The 23,019-nt window shown below is 61.1% G+C and carries 21 protein-coding genes; 6 read left to right on the forward strand and 15 right to left on the reverse strand.

Going from position 1 to position 23,019, the window contains the following annotated elements; all coding sequences use genetic code 11:
- Positions 1-62: 62 nt before the first annotated feature.
- The 3 genes from ACMUVN_RS03715 to ACMUVN_RS03725 all read left to right on the forward strand — a co-directional run bounded on the left by ACMUVN_RS03715 (position 63) and on the right by ACMUVN_RS03725 (position 3,053).
- A complete protein-coding gene (locus tag ACMUVN_RS03715) occupies positions 63-734 on the forward strand; it encodes a response regulator transcription factor (RefSeq protein ID WP_028756072.1) in 672 nt (223 codons plus the stop codon).
- A complete protein-coding gene (locus ACMUVN_RS03720) occupies positions 731-2,080 on the forward strand; it encodes a sensor histidine kinase (RefSeq protein ID WP_414814879.1) in 1,350 nt (449 codons plus the stop codon). The genes ACMUVN_RS03715 and ACMUVN_RS03720 overlap by 4 nt, the downstream gene beginning before the upstream one ends.
- Positions 2,081-2,183: 103 nt before the next feature.
- A complete protein-coding gene (locus tag ACMUVN_RS03725; protein ID WP_028757553.1) occupies positions 2,184-3,053 on the forward strand; it encodes a DUF3313 domain-containing protein in 870 nt (289 codons plus the stop codon).
- A 129-nt stretch (positions 3,054-3,182) separates the two neighbouring features.
- On the opposite strand, the gene ACMUVN_RS03730 is transcribed toward ACMUVN_RS03725, so the two are convergent.
- The 6 genes from ACMUVN_RS03730 to ACMUVN_RS03755 form a co-directional block, all read right to left on the reverse strand.
- On the reverse strand, positions 3,183-3,767 hold the full coding sequence (locus ACMUVN_RS03730) for a GNAT family N-acetyltransferase (RefSeq protein ID WP_132572244.1): 585 nt from the start codon (positions 3,765-3,767) through the stop codon (positions 3,183-3,185).
- Between the two features lie 248 nt (positions 3,768-4,015).
- Entirely contained in the window at positions 4,016-4,543 is a 528-nt protein-coding gene (locus ACMUVN_RS03735) for a BA14K family protein (RefSeq protein ID WP_132572241.1), read from the reverse strand.
- Positions 4,544-4,902: 359 nt separating this feature from the next.
- Positions 4,903-5,391, reverse strand: coding sequence for a BA14K family protein (locus tag ACMUVN_RS03740; RefSeq protein ID WP_414814880.1), 489 nt, complete (start codon positions 5,389-5,391; stop codon positions 4,903-4,905).
- 384 nt (positions 5,392-5,775) lie between these two features.
- The gene (locus tag ACMUVN_RS03745; RefSeq protein WP_029733165.1) at positions 5,776-5,991 is read right to left on the reverse strand and encodes a hypothetical protein; all 216 of its coding nucleotides are present in this window, start codon (positions 5,989-5,991) and stop codon (positions 5,776-5,778) included.
- 200 nt (positions 5,992-6,191) lie between these two features.
- Complete coding sequence (locus tag ACMUVN_RS03750; RefSeq protein WP_132572238.1) at positions 6,192-6,461, reverse strand: hypothetical protein; 270 nt, start codon at positions 6,459-6,461, stop codon at positions 6,192-6,194.
- A 41-nt stretch (positions 6,462-6,502) separates the two neighbouring features.
- Positions 6,503-7,339 carry an alpha/beta fold hydrolase gene (locus ACMUVN_RS03755; protein ID WP_414814881.1) on the reverse strand — a complete coding sequence of 279 codons (837 nt, stop codon included), beginning with the start codon at positions 7,337-7,339 and terminating at the stop codon, positions 6,503-6,505.
- A gap of 459 nt (positions 7,340-7,798) precedes the next feature.
- Between ACMUVN_RS03755 and ACMUVN_RS03760 the strand changes: the two genes are divergently transcribed.
- Positions 7,799-8,755 (forward strand): trypsin-like peptidase domain-containing protein, encoded by a 957-nt coding sequence (locus ACMUVN_RS03760; protein WP_047614021.1) that lies wholly within the window; start codon positions 7,799-7,801, stop codon positions 8,753-8,755.
- A 10-nt stretch (positions 8,756-8,765) separates the two neighbouring features.
- Here ACMUVN_RS03760 and dusA read toward each other — a convergent pair whose 3' ends face one another.
- From dusA to ACMUVN_RS03800, 8 genes are all read right to left on the reverse strand, one after another.
- On the reverse strand, positions 8,766-9,767 hold the full coding sequence (gene dusA, locus ACMUVN_RS03765; RefSeq protein ID WP_132572235.1) for a tRNA dihydrouridine(20/20a) synthase DusA: 1,002 nt from the start codon (positions 9,765-9,767) through the stop codon (positions 8,766-8,768).
- Positions 9,768-9,951: 184 nt separating this feature from the next.
- Complete coding sequence (locus tag ACMUVN_RS03770; protein ID WP_003540801.1) at positions 9,952-10,164, reverse strand: cold-shock protein; 213 nt, start codon at positions 10,162-10,164, stop codon at positions 9,952-9,954.
- 789 nt (positions 10,165-10,953) lie between these two features.
- Positions 10,954-11,421, reverse strand: a complete 468-nt coding sequence (locus ACMUVN_RS03775; RefSeq protein ID WP_029733183.1) for a DUF3828 domain-containing protein — start codon at positions 11,419-11,421, stop codon at positions 10,954-10,956.
- A 229-nt stretch (positions 11,422-11,650) separates the two neighbouring features.
- On the reverse strand, positions 11,651-14,494 hold the full coding sequence (locus ACMUVN_RS03780; RefSeq protein WP_132572232.1) for a cadherin domain-containing protein: 2,844 nt from the start codon (positions 14,492-14,494) through the stop codon (positions 11,651-11,653).
- 384 nt (positions 14,495-14,878) lie between these two features.
- Positions 14,879-15,265: a GNAT family N-acetyltransferase gene (locus ACMUVN_RS03785; protein WP_132572229.1), complete on the reverse strand. Its 387-nt coding sequence runs from the start codon at positions 15,263-15,265 to the stop codon at positions 14,879-14,881.
- 296 nt (positions 15,266-15,561) lie between these two features.
- Positions 15,562-18,564 carry an excinuclease ABC subunit UvrB gene (uvrB, locus tag ACMUVN_RS03790; RefSeq protein ID WP_132572223.1) on the reverse strand — a complete coding sequence of 1,001 codons (3,003 nt, stop codon included), beginning with the start codon at positions 18,562-18,564 and terminating at the stop codon, positions 15,562-15,564.
- Between the two features lie 126 nt (positions 18,565-18,690).
- The gene (locus ACMUVN_RS03795; protein WP_132572220.1) at positions 18,691-18,957 is read right to left on the reverse strand and encodes a DUF2277 domain-containing protein; all 267 of its coding nucleotides are present in this window, start codon (positions 18,955-18,957) and stop codon (positions 18,691-18,693) included.
- 174 nt (positions 18,958-19,131) lie between these two features.
- Positions 19,132-20,871, reverse strand: coding sequence for a rhomboid family intramembrane serine protease (locus ACMUVN_RS03800; protein ID WP_132572217.1), 1,740 nt, complete (start codon positions 20,869-20,871; stop codon positions 19,132-19,134).
- 280 nt (positions 20,872-21,151) lie between these two features.
- Between ACMUVN_RS03800 and ACMUVN_RS03805 the strand changes: the two genes are divergently transcribed.
- Both ACMUVN_RS03805 and ACMUVN_RS03810 read left to right on the forward strand, forming a co-directional pair.
- Complete coding sequence (locus ACMUVN_RS03805; RefSeq protein ID WP_047610454.1) at positions 21,152-21,541, forward strand: hypothetical protein; 390 nt, start codon at positions 21,152-21,154, stop codon at positions 21,539-21,541.
- A 205-nt stretch (positions 21,542-21,746) separates the two neighbouring features.
- Positions 21,747-22,124, forward strand: coding sequence for a hypothetical protein (locus ACMUVN_RS03810; protein WP_025554511.1), 378 nt, complete (start codon positions 21,747-21,749; stop codon positions 22,122-22,124).
- 72 nt (positions 22,125-22,196) lie between these two features.
- Here the strand turns inward: ACMUVN_RS03810 and ACMUVN_RS03815 are convergent, their stop codons facing one another.
- The gene (locus ACMUVN_RS03815) at positions 22,197-22,964 is read right to left on the reverse strand and encodes an adenylate/guanylate cyclase domain-containing protein (protein ID WP_132572214.1); all 768 of its coding nucleotides are present in this window, start codon (positions 22,962-22,964) and stop codon (positions 22,197-22,199) included.
- Positions 22,965-23,019 lie beyond the last annotated feature (55 nt).

Here is a 23,019-nt window from a genome sequence, read left to right on the forward strand (position 1 = left end):
CTCCGCAATGCTGCCGCAACCCTTGTGGCGGAGAGAGGGGTGAGCGAGACAATGGACGAGCGATGCGGATACTGTTGATAGAAGACGAGAGGGAGCTGGCCGAGGCGCTGTCGGCGGCGCTCGGCAAACACGGGATCGTCACCGACCACACGATGCATCTGGCCGACGCGGTCGAGCTGACGCGGCAGAACCTCTACGATGCGATCCTGCTCGACCGGCGCCTGCCGGATGGCGAAGGGTTGCGCTTCATTCCGGAGTTGAGGCGGACGGGGAAGGAGACGCCGATCATCGTGCTGACGGCGCTGAACGAGCCGAAGGAACGGGTGGAAGGCCTCGATCTCGGTGCCGACGACTACCTCGGCAAGCCGTTTCTGGTCGAGGAGCTGATGGCGCGGCTGCGCGCCGTGCTGCGCCGGCCGCCGAACCTGTCCGATCTCAAGATCGCGGCTGGGCGCATGGTGATCGATCCGCTGCATCTGAGCGTCACGGTCGGCGATACGCCGCTCGATCTGCCCCGGCGAGAACTTCTGGTGCTGGCCGCACTCGCAAGGCGCAAGGAGAAGACCGTGCTCCGCTCGACGCTGGAGGCGGCGGTCTACAATTATGAAGAGGAAATTCAGTCGAACGCCCTCGATGCCCACATATCGCGGCTTCGCAAACGGCTTTCCGACGCAGGAGCCGAGGTTTCGATCCACAATATCCGCGGTGTCGGATATCTGATGAAGGAAGAATGATGGGAGGGGCGGGAAACACCAATCCGTCGCTCTGGTGGCGGCTCAGCTGGCAGCTCAGCCTCGTCTTCGTCGGCGTAGTGACGGCTGTGGTTATCGGGCTCTGCTTCTACGGCGCGACGATCCTTTCTCCGAACGTTGCGCTGGAGGACCATATCACCGCCGCGTTGGCCCCGGCCGTTGCGCTCGATGCCGAAGGGCGGCTTGAAATAAGAGATACACCGGAGTTGGACGCGCTCAAGCAGCAGTATGACGGGCTTTGGTATGTTGCGGCGACGACGAACGGTTCTTTCGTGTCCTACGGAACCATCCCTGCAGCCTACGGTGAGCTTGCGCACCTGACCTATCTGTTTGAAGGGGCTGATATCAGGGGGTCGGCCGGCACGGACGAGATCGCCTCGGTCGAAAGCGTGGGGACCGCGATCGGCGAGCTACGGGTGCTGTTTGGCGGCGTCGCCGACAAGGGCTGGCCCGTTCTTACCCTTATGGGCGCTGTTTATCCGATCTACGTGCCGCTATTCGCCGTCGCCTTGCCCGCGGTTTTTCTCGCCGTTCCCAGAATCGTCAGGCGCGGCCTGGCCAGTGTCAGCGAGGTTGCCCGCAAGGCGTCGGAGATCGAGCCTCGCCGCTACGATGCTCGCCTGCCTCTGGACGGCATCCCGAGGGAGGTCGCTCCGTTGGTGATCGCCTTCAACGAGGCGCTCGACCGACTGGAAAACGAGTTCCGCAAACGGCAACACTTCCTGATCGATGCGGCGCATGAACTGAGGACGCCGATCGCGATCATGCAGACCCGGATCGATGGAACGGCCGAGGGGCAGGACCGCAGGCGGTTGCTCGACGACGTCGCGCGTTTGGCCGAGACGGCGGAACAGTTACTCGATTTCGAGCGCAACGACCAGGCGACCGATCTCCATGAGATCGTCGATCTGGTCGAAATCAGCCGCGGCGTCGTGGCCGATCTTGCGCCGCTGGCGATCGGCGCCGGCTATCAGATATCGTTTCAGAGCGAGGTCGAGAGCCTGAAATGCAAAGGGAGTCCCTCGGCGCTGCCGCGGGCCGTCAGCAACCTCGTGCGCAACGCCATCGACCATGGCGGCGGGAGCGGCATGATCACCGTTTCGGTCTCGGCTACCGGCCGTGGACGGATCAGCGTCGCCGACGAGGGGCCCGGCATCCCGGCCGAGCACCGCGAGCTGGTGTTCGAACCTTTCTACCGCGTCACCCCGAAGAGCAGGGGGGCAGGGCTCGGCCTCAGCCTCGTCAAGCAGATCTGCTTGAACCATGGCGGCGAGGTCAGCATCGAAAGCAGTTCCGCCGGCACCGAGGTGACGATCCAGCTCGGATAGACCGGCTCTTCCGGCAGCCCATGTTGCCGGAGACGATGTAATGTTGCGGCAATTCTTGGACGCCACTTTCCCCTGAGTTCATCGGTGACGGAGGCCAGGCAGCGTGCGCAGCAATCCATTCCTATTTTTCTTCCCGCAGGCCTCGAGAGGCTTGTCCCTCGCTCTGCCGATGGCGCTCGTCATGGCCGCGACCGGGTGCAGCTCGGTGCCACTGAAAGAGGCAGGCACGCTCTCCTCCTACGGCAATCTCGGCGCGCCGAAGGGCAAGCTGTCGAAATCGCGCGTCTATGTCGATGGAACGCGCCTTGCCCCGGCAAAGACGGTGAGCATCGTGCCGACGACCTTCGCCTTCAGCGCTGCGACCCGCGTCAAATCGGACGCCGACCGGACGATGGTGGCGAATGCGCTGGACCGGGCGCTCTGCATTTCGCTCAGCGACAAATATCAGCTGGTCTCTGCCGGCCAGCCGGCGGATCTGACGATCCGCTCTGTCGTCACCGACATCGTGCCGACCAACAAGGCGATGGCGGGTGTTTCGACGGTCGTGACCGTCGGCACCGGTTTCGTGCTGCCCGTCGGCGTGCCGCGGCTGCCGGCGGGCCTCGGCGGACTGGCGGTAGAGGCGGAAGCTGTCGACAGCGGTGGCGTGCAGCGGGCCGCGATCGTCTGGTCGCGCGGGGCAAACTCGCTGCAGAACAACCCTCGCGTTTCCGAGGTCGGCGACGCCTATAGCCTGGCTTCGAAATTCAGCGGCGAGTTTTCCCGGATGCTGATCAAAGGCAAGGAGCCGAAGGGATTGGATATCTCGCTGCCATCGGGGCAACGGATGAAATCCTGGCTCGGCGGCAAACCAAAATACGCCGCCTGCGACGCCTTCGGCCGGCCGCCCGGATTGATGGGGGCGGTCGCCGCCAAATACGGCGCCCCGCCGCAATGGACCGAGAAGAAGCCGAAACCGGCCGCGACCTACTGAGACAATGCGCGGCGGCACCGACAGCCGCGGCGACCAGCACTCAGCCCGCCCCAGGCTGATGGGACGGACGGAGCAAAGGCGGGCAAGGCTTGTGCTCCGTCCGTCTGGAAATCCGTTGCGCATTTCATGTCAGCTGGCGGTTCCGGGCTTCAGCCAGAAATACAGTTTGATCTGATCGGCCCTGTCGGAGGAATGGGGGCCGCGCGTGAACAATTCGCCGCCATTGCGCTCGATCACGCGCCGCGAGGCGTCATTGTCCTCGTTGCAGAGGATGGTGAGGCGGTCGAGGCCTTCCTTTGCTGCGACGGCCAGCAGAAGGGTGAGGGCGGTCGTCGCGTGGCCGTTGCGCTGTTTCCACGGCACGACGGAATATCCGACATGGCCCGATACGTCGGGCGGCAGTTCCTCGGTGCCGGCATGAAAGCGCAGGCTGATGCTGCCGCAGAATTCGCCGTCCCAGATCCAGAACGGACGGATGATCAGCGGCCGCAGTCCGGATTCGGCGCGCCGGCTGCCATCAGCAATGAGATCGTCGAGAAAGCTTGATCTGTCGTGGCGCAGCCGCTGAAGCTCGCCGCGAACATAGGCTTCGTCGCCCGTGCGGCGCGGATTGGGAGACCAGCCGGCGGCGAGCGCCGCTTCGAAGCCCGACAGGTTTTCCAGATCCGGCGGTAGCAGGACGACGGCGTGCTTTGCTGTATCTCCAGATGGCATTTCGCACCTAAAGCGCGCCGCGATCTTTCAGATTCGCTCCTGACGCTTTAGCCTTTTATTCCGACGCATGTCGTTGTCGCAAAACCACACTTTTGCGCGACATGCTTTAGGTTCCTATCGCCTAACCAATCAAGCTTGGCCGCGCAGGCAAGCACGACCGACCGGCAATTGGAAGCCGTACAACGGGATTTCGGCCATCAAAAAGCCCCGCATCTTCATGCGAGGCTTGTTCTGATGGATAGACCGGACTAGCGGCACTGGCGGCGCGGGCCGTAATTCGGCTGGTAGGTATTGTCATAGGCGCGGTAGGACCGGTAGCGGCTATAGCAATACTCGGCATGCGAACTATAGCCGCTCGTGCGCGGTTGCGAAGCGATGATGCCGCCGAGGAGGGCGCCGGCTGCCAGGCCGCCGATGATGGCGCCGCTGTTGTCGTGGCGGCGATACCGGCGATCATAGCGGCGATCCCAGCGATCATCGCGGCGATTCCAGCCATAACGGTCATCACGGTCGTAGCGGCGGTCGCGGTAGCTGCGCCGGTCGCGGTCGCCATCGTTATCGCGGTCACGGTTGCGGTAGGATCTGCGGTTATCGCCGTCGCCCGAGCAGACGATGGAGTATGGGTTGCAGGCGATGGTCATGATCCGGGCATCGGTATTTTGAGGCGCCGGCTGCGCCGATTGCACCAAGCTCGGCACAAAAGCCGGGCCTGCCGAGGCCGGCATTCCGGAGAAAGCCGTCGCTATCGACAGAGCAATGATGCCGAATTTGTTCATTTCACTCACCTTGGGTCAATGGATGTATCGAGGGGATAACGCAGGGGAAGGGATTAAGTTTCATTTTGGCATGAGGAGGGATTATGTATGTGCGTATCTGCTAACCTATCGTGCTTTTCACATATATATAGAGTGTGGGCGATAGGGAGCAAGGCGATTTGCTGGCCGGCGTGAGGTGAGAGTGGAGAGGTCAGCGAGGGAGTCGGTGTTGGAGGACCGTCGCGCTGGACATTGCCATTAGACTGCGACGATTATCAGAACAGCCTAACGATGTCCCTGGCAAGCCGCGCAACGGGCTTTCGGCCATCAATAAAGCCCCGCATCTTCATTGCGAGGCTTGTTCTGATAGATGGACCGGACTAGCGGCACTGGCGGCGCGGGCCGTAATTCGGCTGGTAGGTGTTGTCATAGGCGCGGTAGGACCGGTAGCGGCTATAGCAATAGTCGGCATGCGAACTATAGCCACTCGTGCGCGGCTGCGAAGCGATGATGCCGCCGAGGAGGGCGCCGGCTGCCAGGCCGCCGATGATGGCGCCGGTATTGTCATATCGATTGTCATATCGGCGATACCGGCGATCGTAGCGGCGATCCCAGCCATAGCGGTCGTCGCGGTAGTAGCGCCCGTCGCGATAGTGGTGGCGGTTGCGATACCACTTGCGACCATTGTTGAACTGACCCGGGCAGTTCGTGAAGTTGTTACAGCCGATGGTCATGACGCGGGCGTCAGTGTTTTGAGGCGCCGACTGCGCCGACTGCACCGGGCTCGGCACGAAAACCGGACCTGCTGAGGCCGGCGTTCCGGAGAAGGCCGTCGCTATCGACAGGACAATGATGGCGAATCTGTTCATTTCACTCACCTTGGGTCAACGGATGTATCGAAGGGATAACGTGGGGGAAGGGATTAAGTTTCATTTGGGGATGGACGGGAGGACATGTGTGCGTCGGCGCTAACGCAGCAGGGCTGTTCGGCCAAGGCCCGACAGGCGGGTAGGTTCTGGAGCGGTTCAGCTTTCCATGGAACGCAGAACTGTTCTAACATCTTATTTTTGCACAATTCCTGACAACCGCTTCGCGCTTTGCCCGAGAAAACCGCTTCGCACTTTTCCTGGAATTGCTCTAAGCCGCCGTGTGGCGCTCCTGAGCAGCCGGAGGCCGAGCGCGCCCTCGATCCAGATTTTCATGCCGATCGAGAATGCCCGGATAGGATCCGACCTGAACAGCATCGCGCGCTGTCAGGCTCCCCTTCCGCCGGCCAGCAATCGAAGCTGGCTTTCGTCATGCACCCCTTGGCGATAGAGTTCGATGATGAGCGCGCCAAGACGGTCGGCTGCCTCGCCTGATCTGTCGATATTGAGCCCGCTACAGAGGGCTTCGTGGACACGCCTGCACACATCCAGATCTTCGGAGGCGAGCGGTTCGTCACGCGTGCTGAACAGCTTGTCTGACATCGCAATCTGCCCTTTTTGGATGCCGTGAATCGCTATCGAGTAAAAAAAAGATAATTTCGCGATCTTTGCTCCGCAAGATGGGCGAAGGTCCGAAATTCAAAACAATTCGGGGCGCACGCCGTAAGACGCAGGCGAGGGCGTCAGGGCATGGAGACGGACCGATCGGCGCGTCGGCTCAACGGATGGTGCGAGCGCGAGATCTACTCGGTTGCGGGTGCCTTGCCGCTTTGCTGCGACAGGCGCAGCTCTTTCAGCCGCTTGGTTTTCTCCCGGCGAGCCCGCTGCTCCGCCTCGATGGTTTCCTTGGCGGCTCGCTCGGTGTTTTCGAAACGATCCTGCCGGTAAGCCTTTGATGAGGGTTCGCGTTCTCTTTTCATGGCCGCTAAACGCAAATCGGCGAAAACGGTTTCATGGGAAAATGCGTAATTGGCCGTCAATCGATCGGCGTGGCCCGGCGTGAAAGCCATCATGGCAGCCGGGCGCCCTCATGGGCGCCCGGCACCATCAGAGATCAGCCTTTGATGAAGGCCAGGATGTCGGGATTGATGATGTCGGCATGGGTGGTGCACATGCCGTGCGGGAATTTCTCGTAGACCTTCAACGTGGCATTCTGCAGCAGCTTGGCCGAGAGCAGGGCGGAGTCGGCGATCGGCACGATCTGGTCGTCGTCGCCGTGCATGACGAAGGTCGGCACGGTGATGATCTTCAGGTCTTCGGTGAAGTCGGTTTCCGAAAAGGCCTTGATGCCGTCGTAATGCGCCTTGGCGCCGCCGATCATGCCCTGGCGCCACCAATTGTTGATGACCGGCTCCGACACTTTCGCACCCGGCCGGTTGAAGCTGTAGAACGGGCCGGCCGGCAGGTCGTGATAGAATTGCGAACGATTGGCGGCGAGCTGCCTGCGCAGATCGTCGAAGACCTCGATCGGCAAGCCGCCGGGATTGGCATCCGTTTTCATCATGATGGGCGGCACGGCGCCGATGATGACGAGCTTGGCGACGCGGCCCTGAGGCTGGCCATGGCGGGCGACATAATGGGTCGCTTCGCCGCCGCCGGTAGAGTGGCCGATATGGACGGCATTCCTGAGATCGAGATGTTCGACGACGGCTGCGGCATCGGCGGCGTAGTGATCCATGTCGTGACCGTCGCCGACCTGGGTGGAGCGGCCGTGGCCTCGACGGTCATGGGCAACGACGCGATAGCCCTTCTCAAGGAAGAACAGCATCTGGGAATCCCAATCGTCGGAGCACAGCGGCCAGCCATGATGGAACATGATCGGCTGGGCGGCCTTCGGCCCCCAATCCTTGTAGAAGATCTCGACGCCGTCCTTGGTGGTGACTGTGCTCATCTTTGGCTCCGTTGGTTGGGTTGGATTGGATGAATGCGGGCAGAAATTTGCGCCGTTGCCGGCGGAATTGACAAGGCCATAGGCAAGACTACCCGGGACCAGGTTGGAATATGTTGATCTCGTCATCAAGCTGTTCTTTGTATTCAATTGACATAACAGAATTTTATATTGGAGGAGGCTTCTTCGCGCAGCGGCCTGCGCGTCCCAGGATGAGGACCTTGGAGGATGCCGTAGCACCCGACGATGAGGGCACACCGGTCGCCCGACGATCAGGGCACACCGGTCGCACGACGGCACGTCCCCCGACGCCCAATGGCTGCCCCGCGGCTGGCGCTTACTTGAACGCGGATCGAGGCCCAACCATCTAATCCTCATACAACAGCACAATGGCGAACCGTCGCAACCGCGACCGCATCGCCGGCGGCGGGACGATCGTTACCGCCGCTTGAGGATCACATCATGGGTTATATGGACAAGAACATAGCGCCTCAGAATGACGGGGCGCTGATCGATGCCTATTCGCAATCGATCGCAGCAGCAGTCGACATCGTCGGGCCAGCCGTCAGCCGGATCGAGAGGGTGGGTGGCCGGCAGGGGCACGGGTCGGGCTTCGCCGTCTCGCCCGACGGCCTGATCATCACCAACAGTCATGTCGTCGACGATGCCAAGGTCGTTCGCATCACCACGCCCGATGGCTTCGTCACCGAGGGCCGGGTGCTCGGCCGCGATGTCGATACGGATATCGCCCTCATTCGTGCCAATACGAGTACCGGCGCCTGGGCGAAGCTCGGAGATTCCCAGCGCCTGCGCCGGGGCCACATCGCCATCGCGATCGGAAACCCGCTCGGCTTCGAATGGACGGTTACTGCCGGTATCGTCTCGGCGCTCGGGCGGTCGATGCGGGCAGCCAGCGGCCGGCCGATGGAAGACGTCATCCAGACCGATGCCGCCCTCAATCCCGGCAACTCCGGCGGGCCGCTGGTGTCTTCGGGCGGGGAGGTCATCGGCGTCAATACCGCGGTGATCCAGGGCGCGCAGAGCATCGCCTTTGCCGTGGCATCGAATACGGCCAATTTCGTCGTTTCGGAGATTCTCCGCTACGGCCAGGTCAGGCGTGCCTTCATCGGCATTTCAGGTGACACGATCGTACTGCCGCGCCGGGTGGCGCTTGCGGCGGGCACGGTGCAGACGACCTCGGTTCGCATCCGCCGCGTCGAGCCGGAGGGCCCGGCGGCAAAAGGCGGACTGCAGGAGGGCGATTATATCCTCGCCATCGACGGCAGTCCGGTCGGCGGCGTCGACGATATCGTCCGATTGATGGACGGCAGCAGGATCGGCAGGGAAACTTACATCCTGGTGTTTTCGGTGACGGGACGGATCGAAAAGAAGATGCTGCTGCCGATGGCCCGATCGTGACACTACTGCGTCAGGCGCTGACCGCCTCCTGATCCGTCCCCGAAAAATCCACCGCCGCAAAGGCGGCCGCCAGCACCTCCGGCCCGGCGCCGCTTTTGGCCGCGTCGGTGGACAGGATCTGGCGGTAGCGCCTTGCGCCGGGCAGGCCGGTAAAGAGGCCGACCATGTGGCGGGCCACGTGCTGCAGCCGGCCGCCGCTGGCGACGTGGCGTTCGGCATAGGCCATCATCCGGCCGCAAAGCGCCTCCCAGTCGGGCTCGACCGCCGGCGCGCCGAAGAAGCGCTGGTCGATATCGGCAAGGATCGCGGCATTCTGATAGGCGGCGCGGCCGAGCATGACGCCGTCGACATATTCGAGGTGGGCGGCGGCTTCATCAAGCGTGCGGATGCCGCCATTGATGCCGATGAAGACATCGGGCCAGCGCTGTTTCATCCGGTAGACGATCTCATAATCGAGCGGCGGGATCTCGCGATTTTCCTTCGGGCTCAGGCCCTTCAGCCAGGCCTTGCGGGCATGGATCCAGATCGCGTCGGCGCCGGCATCGAGAACGCGGGTGATCAGCTCCGGCAGCGCCTGTTCCGGCTCCTGCTCGTCGACGCCGATCCGGCATTTCACCGTCACCGGCACGGTCGCAACCCTCTTCATCGCCGCGATGCATTCGGCCACCGTTTCCGGCGTCAGCATCAGGCAGGCGCCGAAGGTGCCGGACTGCACGCGGTCGGAGGGGCAGCCGACATTGAGGTTGATCTCGTCATAGCCATAGGGTTCGGCGATCTTCACCGCGTCGGCAAGCTTGACCGGGTCCGATCCGCCAAGCTGCAGCGCCAGCGGATGCTCGGCGGCGTCATGACCGAGCAGCCGGTCGCGCGGGCCGTGGATGATCGCATCGGCCACCACCATCTCGGTATAGAGCAGCGCTTCGCGACTGATCTGGCGGTGGAAATAACGGCAATGCCGATCCGTCCAGTCGATCATCGGGGCGACCGCAAAAATGGGCCTCTTCTGCGTCATCGACGTTCCATTGTTCGTTGTTCTCTGGGTGCCGCAATGCGGCATCGCACCGCCGCAGGGGCGGGATCATCCATAAGCGCGCATATAACACTTGCCGATGCGATCGACAAACGGCGGCCGCGCTGCAAACAAAAACGGCGCCCCCTGCGGAGCGCCGTTCATCCCGCGTGAGCGGAAGTCTGACTTACGAAGCCGAGATGTTGACAGCCTTCGGGCCCTTGCCCATGCGGTCCGGCTCGGTGTCGAAGGTAACCTGCTGGCCTTCGCGCAGCGACTGAATGCCAGAAGCCTGCAGCGCAGAGATATGGACGAAAACGTCCTTAGCGCCGCCGTCCGGCGTGATGAAACCAAAACCCTTGTCCTGGTTGAAGAATTTTACGGTGCCCTTGGTGGCCATTGGGATCGTCCTTTTCCCTTAGTCTGTGTAGTATCCGCGCCCCCGAGAGGAAGCGGACGGCTTTAGCTTTCGCCCCGATCGATTGGGACGAAGGGTCAGTCGGAGAAGTCACGTACGGGGAAAGAACGTCTACGTAGGCGGGTAGTCCCGCGCCGCCTTCCATAACGGAAGGGATTACCACATCAGTCCAGTCACCGGCATGCAAATGCCCGAGTAGGTGAATTGGTGCCAGCTTTTCGGGCAAAAAGCAAGCGGGATTATTGTGGCATGTCCCTTATCGTGACGGGAAATGCCGAAGATTCAGATACTTGACCGTGGGTTAACGGATCCTTGCACGGCTGTGCCATATCGGGATTCTGTGCCGAAACGAGATGAGCGGCGGATTCGATAGCCGGGCATGGATTTTATCAGCAAATCGTTCTGGGCGGCTAGGCATGGCGGCGAACAGGATCTGGCGGATGCGAAGGTGATATGGTGGCCTGATGCTGGTGGCGGTGGAGCCGAATTTGGTGGAGCCGGCGGTCCCAACTCACCTTCACCATGAGGGCTCTCTTTGGCGTCTGCCGCCTTCCACTGCCGTTGGTGCCGTCGACCTCCCTCGTCTCCTTCATTCCTGTGCTCGTCACATGAATCCAGTGCGCCCACGTCCTTGGGCGCGGGCGAACGACTTCATCGCATGAGAGTCATTCACGGCGCCGACGCGCCGTGGCTGGATTCCTGTGACGAGCACAGGAATGAAGGAGAGGGTGGGATTGCCGGCGTGCGCCTCGTTGGCTTTATCCTGCCCGCCTACTGCGCCTCCCTCAGCAACGCACCGAGACTCCACGGATTATCCCCCTTCTGGTTGGCGATGTCGTCGACCTTCCAGCCGCCGTGTTCGCGTACCAGGGTGTAGAAAAGCGTCACCTCTTCGCCGTTTTCGAATTGCACCTCCACCTTGGCCTTATCATCCAGCAGGATCGGTTGGCCGATCCTGACGTCGCTGGCTGCGCCATCCTGACCTGATATGACGGGATCGAAGTCGACCGCGCCGACATCGCCTTCCGGCGTATTGTCGAGATCAGCCTGGAGGAGCTCGTTCAGATGGTCGGAGAAGAAGGCGGAATAGGGCGAGGGCGCTTCGGCGTCGCTCTTGTCGGTGTCATAGCTGTAAAGCGCCTTGAGCAGCGCCTTCGGCGTCTTGTAGGTCTGCGCTAACGCCGGCAAAGCTGCGAGCGCCGAGAAGGTGAGGGCGAGGATCAATGTGGGCAGACGCATGCGGCTCTCCTCGGATCGGCAGGAATTATAGCCGAATCGGGCGCGAAGGGGAGCGGCAATTTGGACCGGGCGGCCAACCCGAACTCGCTCTTCTTCCCAGCCGGGAGAAGAGATTGGGCGCGGCGCCCTGTTCCGCCTGATCGACACTGAGGGGCTTGCTGGCCGCAAGCCCCTCTATTTTGAAAACCATCGGCGACGCATCGCTGCGTCGCCTGCAATCCAGTCGCAACTAAATCAACGCCTCATGCGACAAGATCGAAAACGACGACTCGAAGACGTCCTTCACGGCCACCGTGAAATCGTGGCTGGTGACGTTTCCAGCCGCGTCGTAGGCTTCGGCGGTAAAGGTCAGGCTGTGTGTGCTTTCGTAGTCGATCGCCGCTTTCGTCTGGATCTTGTTGCCAACGAGCTTCAAGACGCCGTCGGCATCATCCGTCAGCCGCCACTTCACCGTGCCGCCCTCCGGATCGACCGCCGAGAGAAGGCCGACCGAAGTGCCAATCGCGACGTTCTCGGAGATCGAGCTGCGCGAGAAGGAAAGCTTGATCGGCGCCTGGTTAACCGGGGCTTCGTTGACGTCGAGGACGTTGATCGTGATGTCCTTTTCGACCGTGACCTTGCCGTCGGAGACCGCGACCTTGATCGTGTGCGACTTGGCCGTCTCGTAGTCCAGGGCCTTGGAGGTGACGATGCGGTTGCCGTTGATCCGGAAATGGTCGTTCGCCCCGTCGAGCAGCTTGTAGGTGAGGACGTCACCATCGGCGTCCTTGGCGCTGAGCAGGCCAACCGTGGTCCAGATCGGGGTGTCCTCGGAGAGGGCGGTCTTGGAGAGCTGGATATTGGTCGGAGCGCTATTGCTGCCGTCAAGCGTGAACTTTTCCGTGGCGAAATCGTAGACGCCATCGGCAAAGCGCGCGAATTCGACGTCATGCAGCGTATCCGACCCCTCCGCGGCGCTCGTCAGGATGTGATCGCCGTTGTTCAATGCGAAGGAATAATTGGCGAAATTACCTGAGAAGATCGCTGTATCGATGCCGTCGCCGCCATTGATAGTGTCGTTGCCGGCACCTCCGGTCAATTTGTCATTGCCGGCCTTGCCGTTGATGATGTCATTGCCGCCGCTGCCGTCGAAAATGTCGTTGCCGTTGGTGCCGGTAAACTCGTCGCTACCACCGCCGGTCTTGACGTCAACGCCGGAGACATAGCCGGTAATGAAAGCCCCGCGATCTCCGAGTTCGTCGGAAAGATCGAGGTGGGCGCTGTCCGTCACTGCCAATGAAGCGGGATAATTGTAGGCGGGGTTGTTCGAGTAGACGATCTTATCAAAGCTTTCGAACTGTGCGCTTGAACCCGAAACCAAATATCCCGCCGTTTCAAGGATTTCGATGTTCTTGATCGTCAAGCCCCTTAGTTCAAGGGCTTGCAGAGTATCGATCCCGGCGCCGCCGTCGATCGTTCCGGAGCCCTGACCGTTCACGCTTATGGCATCGTCACCGTCGCCTGCATTGATGTCGAAGATCTCAGGGTTACGGCCGCCGGCGTCACCATCGGAGATCATATCGTTGCCCGCGCCGCCTCTGATGACGTCATTTCCGACGTTATCTATAAGCTGGTCATTGCCGTCACCGCCATTCAGAATATCATTGCCATCTCTGCCCGCGAGCCAGTCATCGCCATCACCGCCGTTAAGCGTGTCATTGCCATCGCCGCCACGAAGCAGATCGTTTCCGGCGCCCCCATTTAGCGTGTCTGCGCCGTCGCCGCCATCGATGGTATCATTGCCTGAGCCCGTCGTGATCACATTGTCGCCGCTTGAGCCCGTCACATTTGCAGAGCCCGAGCCCAGTTCGTCGGCAAGGTTTACCGTCCCGGAATCCGAGATGACCAGGTTCACGGGGACGAGAGGATTGAAAGCTGAGTTGCGGATCAAGTCGTAAGCTTCGAACTCAGCGCCGGTCTTGGTAATCGTGGCACCGTTCGTGTCCAGGATATTCAGCGGAGTGCCCGGCCCGGGGCTGTTGACGGTGAAAGTCTGTGTGCCGAATTCGTAGGTACCATCGGCAAATCGCGCGAATTCAACGTCTGTCAGCTTGTCCGTACCCTCAAGCGCGCTCGTCACGACACGGCTGCCATTATCGATCGCGAGGGAATAATTGGCAAAGTTGCCGGAGAAGACCGCCGTGTCGGTGCCGTCGCCGCCATTGATGATGTCGTTGCCGGTGCCGCCGGTCAATTTGTCATTGCCGGCATTGCCATCGATGGTGTCGTTGCCGCCGCTGCCGTCGAAAATGTCGTTGACGTCGGTGCCCCAAAACTCGTCGTCGCCGCTGCCGGTCTTGGCGTCAACGCCCTCATAGCCGGTAATGAAAGCCCCGCGGGCTCCCAATTCGTCGGAAAGGTCGAGATGGGCGCTGTCCGTCACCGTCAATGAGGGGCGAGAGTCGAATGGAAAGGTCGATCCCAGAATCTTATCAAAGCTTTCGAACTGGGCGCTCGAACCGCTAACCTGTGAGAACCCCGTTTCAAGGATTTCGACATTCTTGATCGTCAGGCCCTGTAGTGACGAGGCTTGCAGCGTGTCGATCCCGGTACCGCCATCGATTGTTCCTGAAATCTGTGACGCGAGTCTGTCTATGGTTATGGAATCGTCGCCAGCGCCGGCGTCAATGTCGATGAGCTCCGGCTGCGGGCCGCCAGGTCCCGGCAGAAAGACGGGAAAGCCACCATCAGTGATCCTATCGTTGCCGTCGCCGCCGATCAATTTGTCATTACCGGCATTACCAATGATCGTGTCGTTTCCCGCGCCGCCGTTCAGCGTGTCCGCGCCGTCACCACCCAATAGCGTGTCGTTGCCTGCGCCAGTCGTGATCGTGCTGCCGTTGCTCGAGCCAGTCACCTGCGCGGAGACCGAACCCAACTCGGCGGCCAGGTCGGCCACGCCGGAATCCGAGACAACCAGAGTGACAGGCGAGGAAGGATTTGCGGCGGAGTCCCGGATAACGTCGTAAGCTTCGAATGCGGCGCCTGTCTTGGTAATCGTTGCGCCGTTCGTGTCCAAAATATTCAAGGCCATATTGAAACTTTCCAAAAAGATGCGTTGCATTCTATGAAAATGAGACATCCTCAGTAGAACTGTTCTTGCAGCTTCAACGGACGACAACCCCCTGGGGATCTATGCCAATCCCCGATAAAGTTTTCAATGCAAAATTGTGTCTTTTCATTGCTTTTTTAATGAAAAACTAAGGATAAAATACTGAGAGAACGAATTTTAATTTGAGAACTCAAAGCCATACTTTGGTTTTCATAATAGTATTATGTTTCATTTTCAGCCGGGATGCTCTCGGGAAAATTGTGTTTTCAGCGGGTTTTTCGGTGGTGTCGCGCCGTGCGACGGTCCTCCTGACTATCGCAGGTTGGTGCTGGCTTTGACTTGTTCCGGTTTCCCACGCGGGAGGCCTCACGCGAGCTTGATCAGTCCTGCCTTCGTCGGCCTGAAACCGCAGGCGCGGTAGAAGCCGGTCAGGTGCGGTTCGAAATCGACATGCAGCCATTCGGCGCCGCGCTCGCGGGCGAGGCTCGTCGCTTGCCGAACCATGCGCGTCGCGATGCCCTGCCTTTGCATGTCGGGATGGACCGATGTGTCGAGGATGAAGGCATGGATGCCGCCGTCCCAGGCGACGTTGACGAAGCCGACGAGCCTGTCGTCGCGGTAGGCGCCGATATGGGCGAGGCTGCGGGACAGGATGGGAGTGAAATCGCGGGTTTCAGAGGTGCCCCAGACGGCTGACCAGAGGGCGTTCAGTTCGGCGGCGGAGGGGAACGGGTCGATGCGCAGTTCTGGCATTGGCGGTTCCCTTCATTCAGCCGGCATGGAGGCAACTCTTGATGAACGGCGATGGGGTGTTGGGGGCTCATTCCGTCACGGCGACGAGCTGGCCGTCGCGTCGCTCGAAAATCCTGTCGGAGAGAAAATCGACCCCGCGCTGGGCTGGAGCCCATGGAGGGCCATATCCGTCTTGTCGTAGGCCGGTGGCGAACGTCTCTGCCGCTGCGAAGCTGCTCCTTACAATGCGCTGCGTACCGACCGATACGATGAACGATTTGATCGACGACCAGCTGTGTGGCAGACGTTTGGCAGCCTCACCGCCCCGGCCGCCCCGTCTTCCCCTTTGTCCGCCCCTTGCGCTTCTGCTCACCCGGGTCCTCATAACTCCCAACACCGGTCTTCCCGCGGACGACCGGCCGCACGTCATCGCGCTCCGGCTGGCCTTCCAGCAACGGCGAAAACCGCTTGGTGCCCTTGGCGGCTTCCGGCTTTTCCGGAACCTGGCCGATGACCGGCTTTTCCGTTCGGCCGACGGTCATTTCGTCGAGGTCGTTCTTGCGGAACAAGCTCTTCTTTGCGGGTTCGGCGATGTCCCGGCCCATCTCATCCAAATCCGGTTTCCGGAAGAGCGGGGTGGTCATGTCGGTACCCGGGCCCATATCGTCGAGGCTGGGCCTGGTGAAGTAGGAGGCGGTGGCTGCCTCATCCGCTCTGCCGGGCACCTTCTCTCCCGCGGGAAGAAGGGACTCGCGGGTCGCTTTGGCGTTCCGTCTGACGCCTTCCATCGCCTTTGACTCCTCGCGTGCCATCGGATCGTCCATGACGGCCAGTTCGGCAGCCTTGAGGCGTTTGATTTCGTCGCGGAGGCGGGCGGCTTTTTCGAAGTCGAGGTCGGCGGCGGCGTCGCGCATGCTCTTTTCGAGCGCGTTGAGATGGGTCTGCAGGTTGTTGCCGACGAGGTTGCCGCCATCGGCGAAGCCTTTGCCCGAGACGCCCGAGATATCGGCGCGGACGTGGTCGCGTTCGTAGACGCTGTCGAGGATGTCGGAGATCCTGGCCTTGACCGATTCCGGCGTGATGCCGTGTTCGGCGTTATAGGCCATCTGCTTTTCGCGGCGGCGGCCGGTTTCTTCCATCGCCCGCTTCATCGAACCGGTGACCTGGTCGGCATAGAGGATGACCTTTCCGTCGACGTTACGCGCCGCACGGCCAATGGTCTGGATCAGCGATGTCTCCGAGCGCAGGAAGCCTTCCTTGTCGGCGTCGAGAATGGCGACGAAGCCGCATTCGGGAATGTCGAGGCCTTCGCGCAACAGGTTGATGCCGACGAGCACGTCGAAGGCGCCGAGGCGGAGATCGCGGAGAATCTCGATACGCTCCAGTGTGTCGATGTCGGAGTGCATGTAGCGCACGCGCACGCCCTGCTCATGCAGATATTCGGTCAGGTCCTCGGCCATGCGCTTGGTCAGCACGGTGCAGAGCGTGCGGTAACCCTTGGCGGATGTTTCGCGGATCTCGCCGAGCACGTCGTCGACCTGGCTGCGGGCCGAGCGGACCTCGACCGGCGGGTCGATCAGGCCGGTCGGGCGGATCACCTGTTCGGCGAAGACGCCGCCCGACTGCTCCATCTCCCAACTGCCCGGCGTGGCAGAGACGGCGATGGTGTCGGGGCGCATGGCGTCCCATTCCTCAAAACGCAGCGGTCGGTTGTCCATGCAGGAGGGCAGGCGGAAGCCGTATTCGGCCAGCGTCGCCTTGCGCCTGAAGTCGCCCCGATACATGCCGCCGATCTGCGGCACGGTAACATGGCTTTCGTCGATGAAGACGAGGGCGTTGTCGGGAATGTATTCGAAGAGGGTGGGCGGCGGATCGCCGGGGTCGCGGCCGGTGAGATAACGTGAATAGTTCTCGATGCCCTGGCAGGAGCCTGTGGCTTCGAGCATTTCGATATCGTAGCGCGTGCGCTGCTCCAGGCGCTGGGCTTCCAGCAGGCGGCCGGCCTTTTCCAGTTCGGCCAGGCGAAGCCTCAGCTCTTCCTTGATCGACTTAATGGCGCCGTTCAGCGTCGGGCGCGGGGTGACATAGTGCGAATTGGCGTAGATCTTCACCGATTTCAGGTCGCCGACCTTCTGGCCGGTGAGCGGGTCGAACTCGGTGATGGCGTCGATCTCGTCGCCGAACATCGAAATGCGCCAGGCGGCATCTTCCAAGTGGGCGGGGAAGAGTTCGATCGTATCGCCGCGCACCCGGAAGGAGCCACGGGTGAAATCCATGTCGCGGCGCTTATATTGCTGGGCGACGAGGTCGGCCAATAGCTGACGCTGGTCGAGCCGGTCGCCGACCGACATCTGGAAGGTCATCGCCGTATAGGTCTCGACTGAGCCGATACCGTAGATGCAGGAGACCGAGGCGACGATGATGCAGTCGTCGCGTTCGAGCAGCGAGCGCGTCGCCGAGTGGCGCATGCGGTCGATCTGCTCGTTGATCGAGGATTCCTTCTCGATATAGGTGTCGGAGCGCGGCACATAGGCTTCCGGCTGGTAATAATCATAGTAGGAAACGAAATATTCCACCGCATTGTCGGGGAAGAAGTTCTTGAATTCGGAATAGAGCTGGGCGGCCAGCGTCTTGTTCGGCGCCAGGATGACGGCCGGGCGCTGCGTCGCCTCGATCACCTTGGCCATGGTGAAGGTCTTGCCGGAGCCGGTGACGCCGAGCAGCACCTGGCTGCGGTCGCCATTCTCCAGGCCTTCGACGAGATCGCGGATGGCCGTGGGCTGGTCGCCGGCCGGCTCGTAATCCGACTGCATGCGGATGGCGATGCCGCCTTCAGATTTGTCGGGCCGGGCAGGGCGGTGCGGCGTCCAGATCTTACCGTTCTTGTGCAGCGGATTGCCGCTCTCGATCAGCGCCGACAGCGCTTCGACCGTGGCGGTGACGCCACCCGGCGAGATGTTGCCGGCATCCTCCAACGAAATGTCGAGACCCGCCACAGGGTTCAGGCCGGCGGCGGCGCGCGTCTTCGGGTCGGTCGAACCGCCGATCGAGACGCCCCGGGCAGTCTTGCTCGCCGTCGCCTTCTTGTTGACGCTGACGGTCTCCGAATGTTTGCGCGCCGCGTTTTCCACCGTCTTGCGATGCTTGCCCGCCTTGGAGGCGATGTCACGCTGTGACTCGACCCCCGATGCCTCGGCATCGGCTTCGAGCTGCTTCACCCAGTCGGCGACAGAGCCGGAAAGCGGGGCTCCCTCAAAGGACGATTGGGCGGCTTCCTCGAAGCCATTCGGGGCGGGGGATTTCTTCGGAGATTTGGCCATGGCCGGAATATGGAGAGAGTCAGCGCGAAAGGGAAGAGGGAAGAGTACAAAAGGGAAACGAATGAATCGTTCAGATTCCGCCAACAGTGCGGTGGCTCAAGGGTGGAAGCGCGCGACGGGACTCCCTTACGCGAACCGCATCGCCGTTCTCGCGCGTGCCTTCGCCGCTTCTTCGTCGCGATCGCGAGGCGGTTGAGACGTCTCGAGCGAATCGAGCAGCTCGCGGGCGCATGCCGCGATCGAAGGGACCGCGCGCTCGAAGGCGGCCTCGTTGCGTTTCGACGGTTTGGTCGTTCCGCTCACCTTGCGCACGAATTGCAGCGCGGCATCATGGATTTCTTCGTCCATCGCTGGCGGATCGAAATTGAACAGGGGTTTTATATTTCGGCACATGCCTTGCTCCCGGTCATTTTTTCTCCACGCATGAGCGGAGGGTCGCCAACATGGAAAATAGTCGCGTCAGCGCTGATTGCAACCGGCTCCAGCCAGCCCGTGGCGGAAAGCTGCGCACCGCAATGCCGCCTCCCGCACAGCGCGCGGCAATGTTACAGCTGGCAAGCCGCGGCATCACTTCGCCGCGAGCTTGCTCAGTTCGCCACGTGCTCCATGATACTCGATGAATGTGGCCGGGCAGGACGCCAAGGCCGTCTCGAACCTGCGGCGTGCCTCCTGCGTGGCTCCAGCAAAGAGATACCATTCGCCAACGTAGAAGGTGGCCTCGCAAATCTGGTTGCTGCCGGCCGCCTTCGCTGTCAACTCCTCCGGCTTCAGCTCGTGGAGGAAAAGACGATAGATGGGATAGGGCCACGCCGCTTGGTCGATCTCGCCGGCTGCAGCCCTGAGATCGGCGGGCGCATTTAGATCGCCGTCCCGGGTCTGAGCCATGAAATGCCAAAGACGATAATAGGGGGCGGTGCGTGGATCCTGGCTTGCCAAGGCGGCAAATCCCGTCGCGGCCTGCTCATACCTTCCCCCGAAATAGTTGGTCATCGGGTCGTTGACATAGACTTGGCGCATATTGGTAATGGGCCAAAGCGACCCGGTCGCGATGAGGACGAATGCAGCGCTGAAGGCGATCGCGGCCGCGCCGAAACGCGGCGTCGGCCGTTCCCGCGGCCAGAGGGCCAACAGCAGGAGCGAGAGCGCCGCGCCGGTCACCGCGCCGCCGAAATGGCCGGCATAGTCGATGGCCTGCCCATCCTTCGCCGCAGAGAGGAACGGCAGCAGCGAGGGAACCAGAATCTGGATGGCGCCCATCTGCAGGGAAGGTGCGATCGGCGTCGACCGGAAGCGAATGCTGCCGGCGATCACGGCCGCGAAAAGCCCGACGATGCCGCCGGAAGCGCCGACGCCAACCGCAGTGATGTCATTGATCCAAACCGACGCAATGGAGCCGCCAAGGGCGCTTGCGAAGAAGATTGCCGCAAACCATCGCCAGCCGATTAGCCGTTCGAACAGCATTCCCGCCATCCACAAGCAGAAGCAATTGGAGGTGAGATGGACGATGCCTCCGTGCATGAAGGGTGCGGTGAACAGCCGCCACCACTCGCCGCTCTCGACGATACTCGGGCGAAACGTGCCGCCGAGTACCAGCAATGTCCGAATACTGGGGGAGCCGGCCTTGGACGCTTCGACGCCGAAGGCAAGTTCGCCCGTATAGACGGCGACGAGAACGGTAAGAAGAGCGTAAGTGAAGACTGGATAACGGGCGCCATCGAAACCCGGCTCGGGCACTTCGTCTTCTTCCTCCTCGGCGATCGAACCGGCTTCCTGCAAGGCTTGCCATTGGGCTTCGAACGCTTCGGTCGCCACTCCCGCGAATTCGTTGAATATGGCGTTCGAACGGCCTCGCAACATATGCAGAGGGATGCCAACCTTGAGGCGCGAACCAACGAACCATTCCGGCAGCCTGGCTGCAAGCCCCCGTCTGATCAACGCCTTGGCGGCGGCGGGATCAAGGTGGAGTACTATGGAATCTGCGCCTTTGCTCTGGAATCTTTCGAAGCTCCGGATGTCTGACCAGCGTATAATCTGGTCGGGGAAATTCGGCAGCCGGACGCCGGCCGTCGATATCACCAATCCGGGCTTCCTGGAAAAGAGCTTTGGCACGAGCAGTAGCGCGAGGGGGCCAAAGAACACTGCGCCCAGCACCGAGAAGAACCAGACGGCATGAGGGTCCTTGTTCTTCGGCGGATGGAAGCCCAACAGGATGGCCCCGGCCGCGATGGCGATCAAAATCAGGATGATGAGCAGCAATTTGTATTTATTGTAGGCGTATTCCGATCTGCGCAATTCTTCCGGCTTCATTCAAAATTCTCACTGAAAAGGCATAATGGCACCGCGCTTACCCGAGATCGCAAGCGAGTGGTTTCCGTATCAAGAAGATTTCTCCGAGAGAGACTATCTACTTGCAATAGAATTTTGCAAGCCGGCTTCGAAGATCTCGAACGCGGATGCGGATGACGGCCGGCCTGTGGACGCGCAGCGTCAGCATTGCTTGATTTCATGTATTGCAAATATTATTCCCGCTGTGTTTGTAAGAATACGCAGCGTTTATCACGCTCCGATTCTTTGGAGATTTAATTGAATGAGAATAAAAATTCTTGCCTGCGCTGCCCTGCTGATGCTGGCCGGCTGCAACGCCCCCGTGTCGCAATCCGTTGCGGATTCGCAGCGTCCTCCCTCGAATGACGTCCGGCAGAACTTCGTCAACATCGTGTTCAAGAGAACCTACAGGCACGAAGCGGGAGAAGTCGTATGGGCTCGCATTTCCAGCGTGGTTCTGCTCGATCCTGAAAAAAAGATCTATGCTTACTGTGTGCGGGTGGTGCCCAAGCGCAGTTGGGGAGACTGGGCCTATCTCGGCGTCTCCTTCACGGACGGCAAAATATTAGGCGCGACGGTGAATGACGATCGCTGCCGCGACAAGCGGCTGCGCTACTACCCGTTTCCTGAGATGAACGGCATGAAAACCTGATGAAGGAGCGAGGGGCGCGCCACCGTTCGAGGCTTTGATGAGCGGCAGCGCGGCATGCCCGTCATGGGCGCGCGGCATCCTCCAACCTTCCTCATGCTGAGGTGCGTAGCCCGCAGGCGGAGCCTCGAAGCACAGGGTGCGGCGCTGCTGCTTGCAGCCTCGGGAAACCCGATCCATCAATTTTGATTGAGAGAGCTTCAACGGAATGAAAATCAAGTTCCTTGCTTACGCTGCCCTGCTGGTATTGGCCGGCTGCCAAACCGCGGTGCCGCAATCCGTTACAGACTCCCAACGGCCGCCTTCCAGCGCAGTGCGACACGAGTACGTCGACGCTCTGCGGGGAACCATTAAACCGGGGAACTTCGTAAAGGCGGAGATTTCCAGCGTGGTTCTGCTTAATCCGGAAAAGCAGATATATGCTTATTGCACGCGCACGACGGAGCGCGGCAACCCAAACTGGTCCTATATCGGCCTGGGCTTGCAACACAACATGATATTGTACCTGAAAAGGAACGACTATCGCTGCCACGACGAACGGCTGCGTTACCATGATTTTCCGGAACTCCGGAACATGAAGTACTGAGCCAGAGGCGGGGTCTTTGCCAGCCTCGCCGGCACCCCTTTCGGACGCCATCAAAACCAGAGATCTCTTCACTCAGCGCTTGACCAGCACGCTTGCCTGCACCGGCTGCTCGATACCCTTCAGGGCAAGCATGCGCGTTTCGGCGTCTGCGGTGAGAGCGGGCGCCTTCGCAGTCGTTTCGGCAGAGATCAGGATCTCGCCGGCGGCGGCCTGGGATTCGAGCCTTGCGGCCTGATTGACGACTCCGCCGATCGCGGTGAAATCGCTGCGGAAGCTTGAGAATTCGCCGATCTGGACCTCGCCGGAGTGGATGCCGACGCCGACGCCGAGGGTGCGGCCGGGTAATGCCTCGAGCGTCAGGCCGTTCAGCGCTGTGGCGCAATTTCGCTGTATTTCTAGGGCGGCCAGGATCGCAGCGCCGGCGTGATCATTCCGAACGATTGGGAAATTGAAGATCGCCATCAGTCCGTCGCCCATCTGTTTGTTGACGATGCCGTCATGCGCCCAGATCGCCTGCGCGCAGCGATCCTGGAACAGGCTGACGATCTCGCTCAGTTGCACCGCCTCGATACGCTCCGACAGATCCGTGAAACCCCGGATATCGGCAAACAGGATGGTGGCGTCGACGGTGATCTGGCGCTGCTTCTTGACATATTGGAAGGAGCGCTCGCAGATCGTGCAGATATCGGGGTTCATCTTGCTGCGAGTGATGCCGAAGGCGCGGAAGGGCAAAGCGAGGAGGCCGCCGATCGGGATCGGCATATGCATCTGGTCCCAGCAGCCGCGGCAGATCCTGGCGCTGCCGTGCCTGGCCGGCTCCATGGAAGAGGTTGTCGTCATGTTTCCAAATCCGTCGCCTGATAGTCAAAAAAACAAGCTTCCAATACTTGGTTGC

The organism is Rhizobium sp. IY2 (genome assembly GCF_047532935.1).
Lineage (GTDB): Bacteria > Pseudomonadota > Alphaproteobacteria > Rhizobiales > Rhizobiaceae > Rhizobium > Rhizobium anhuiense.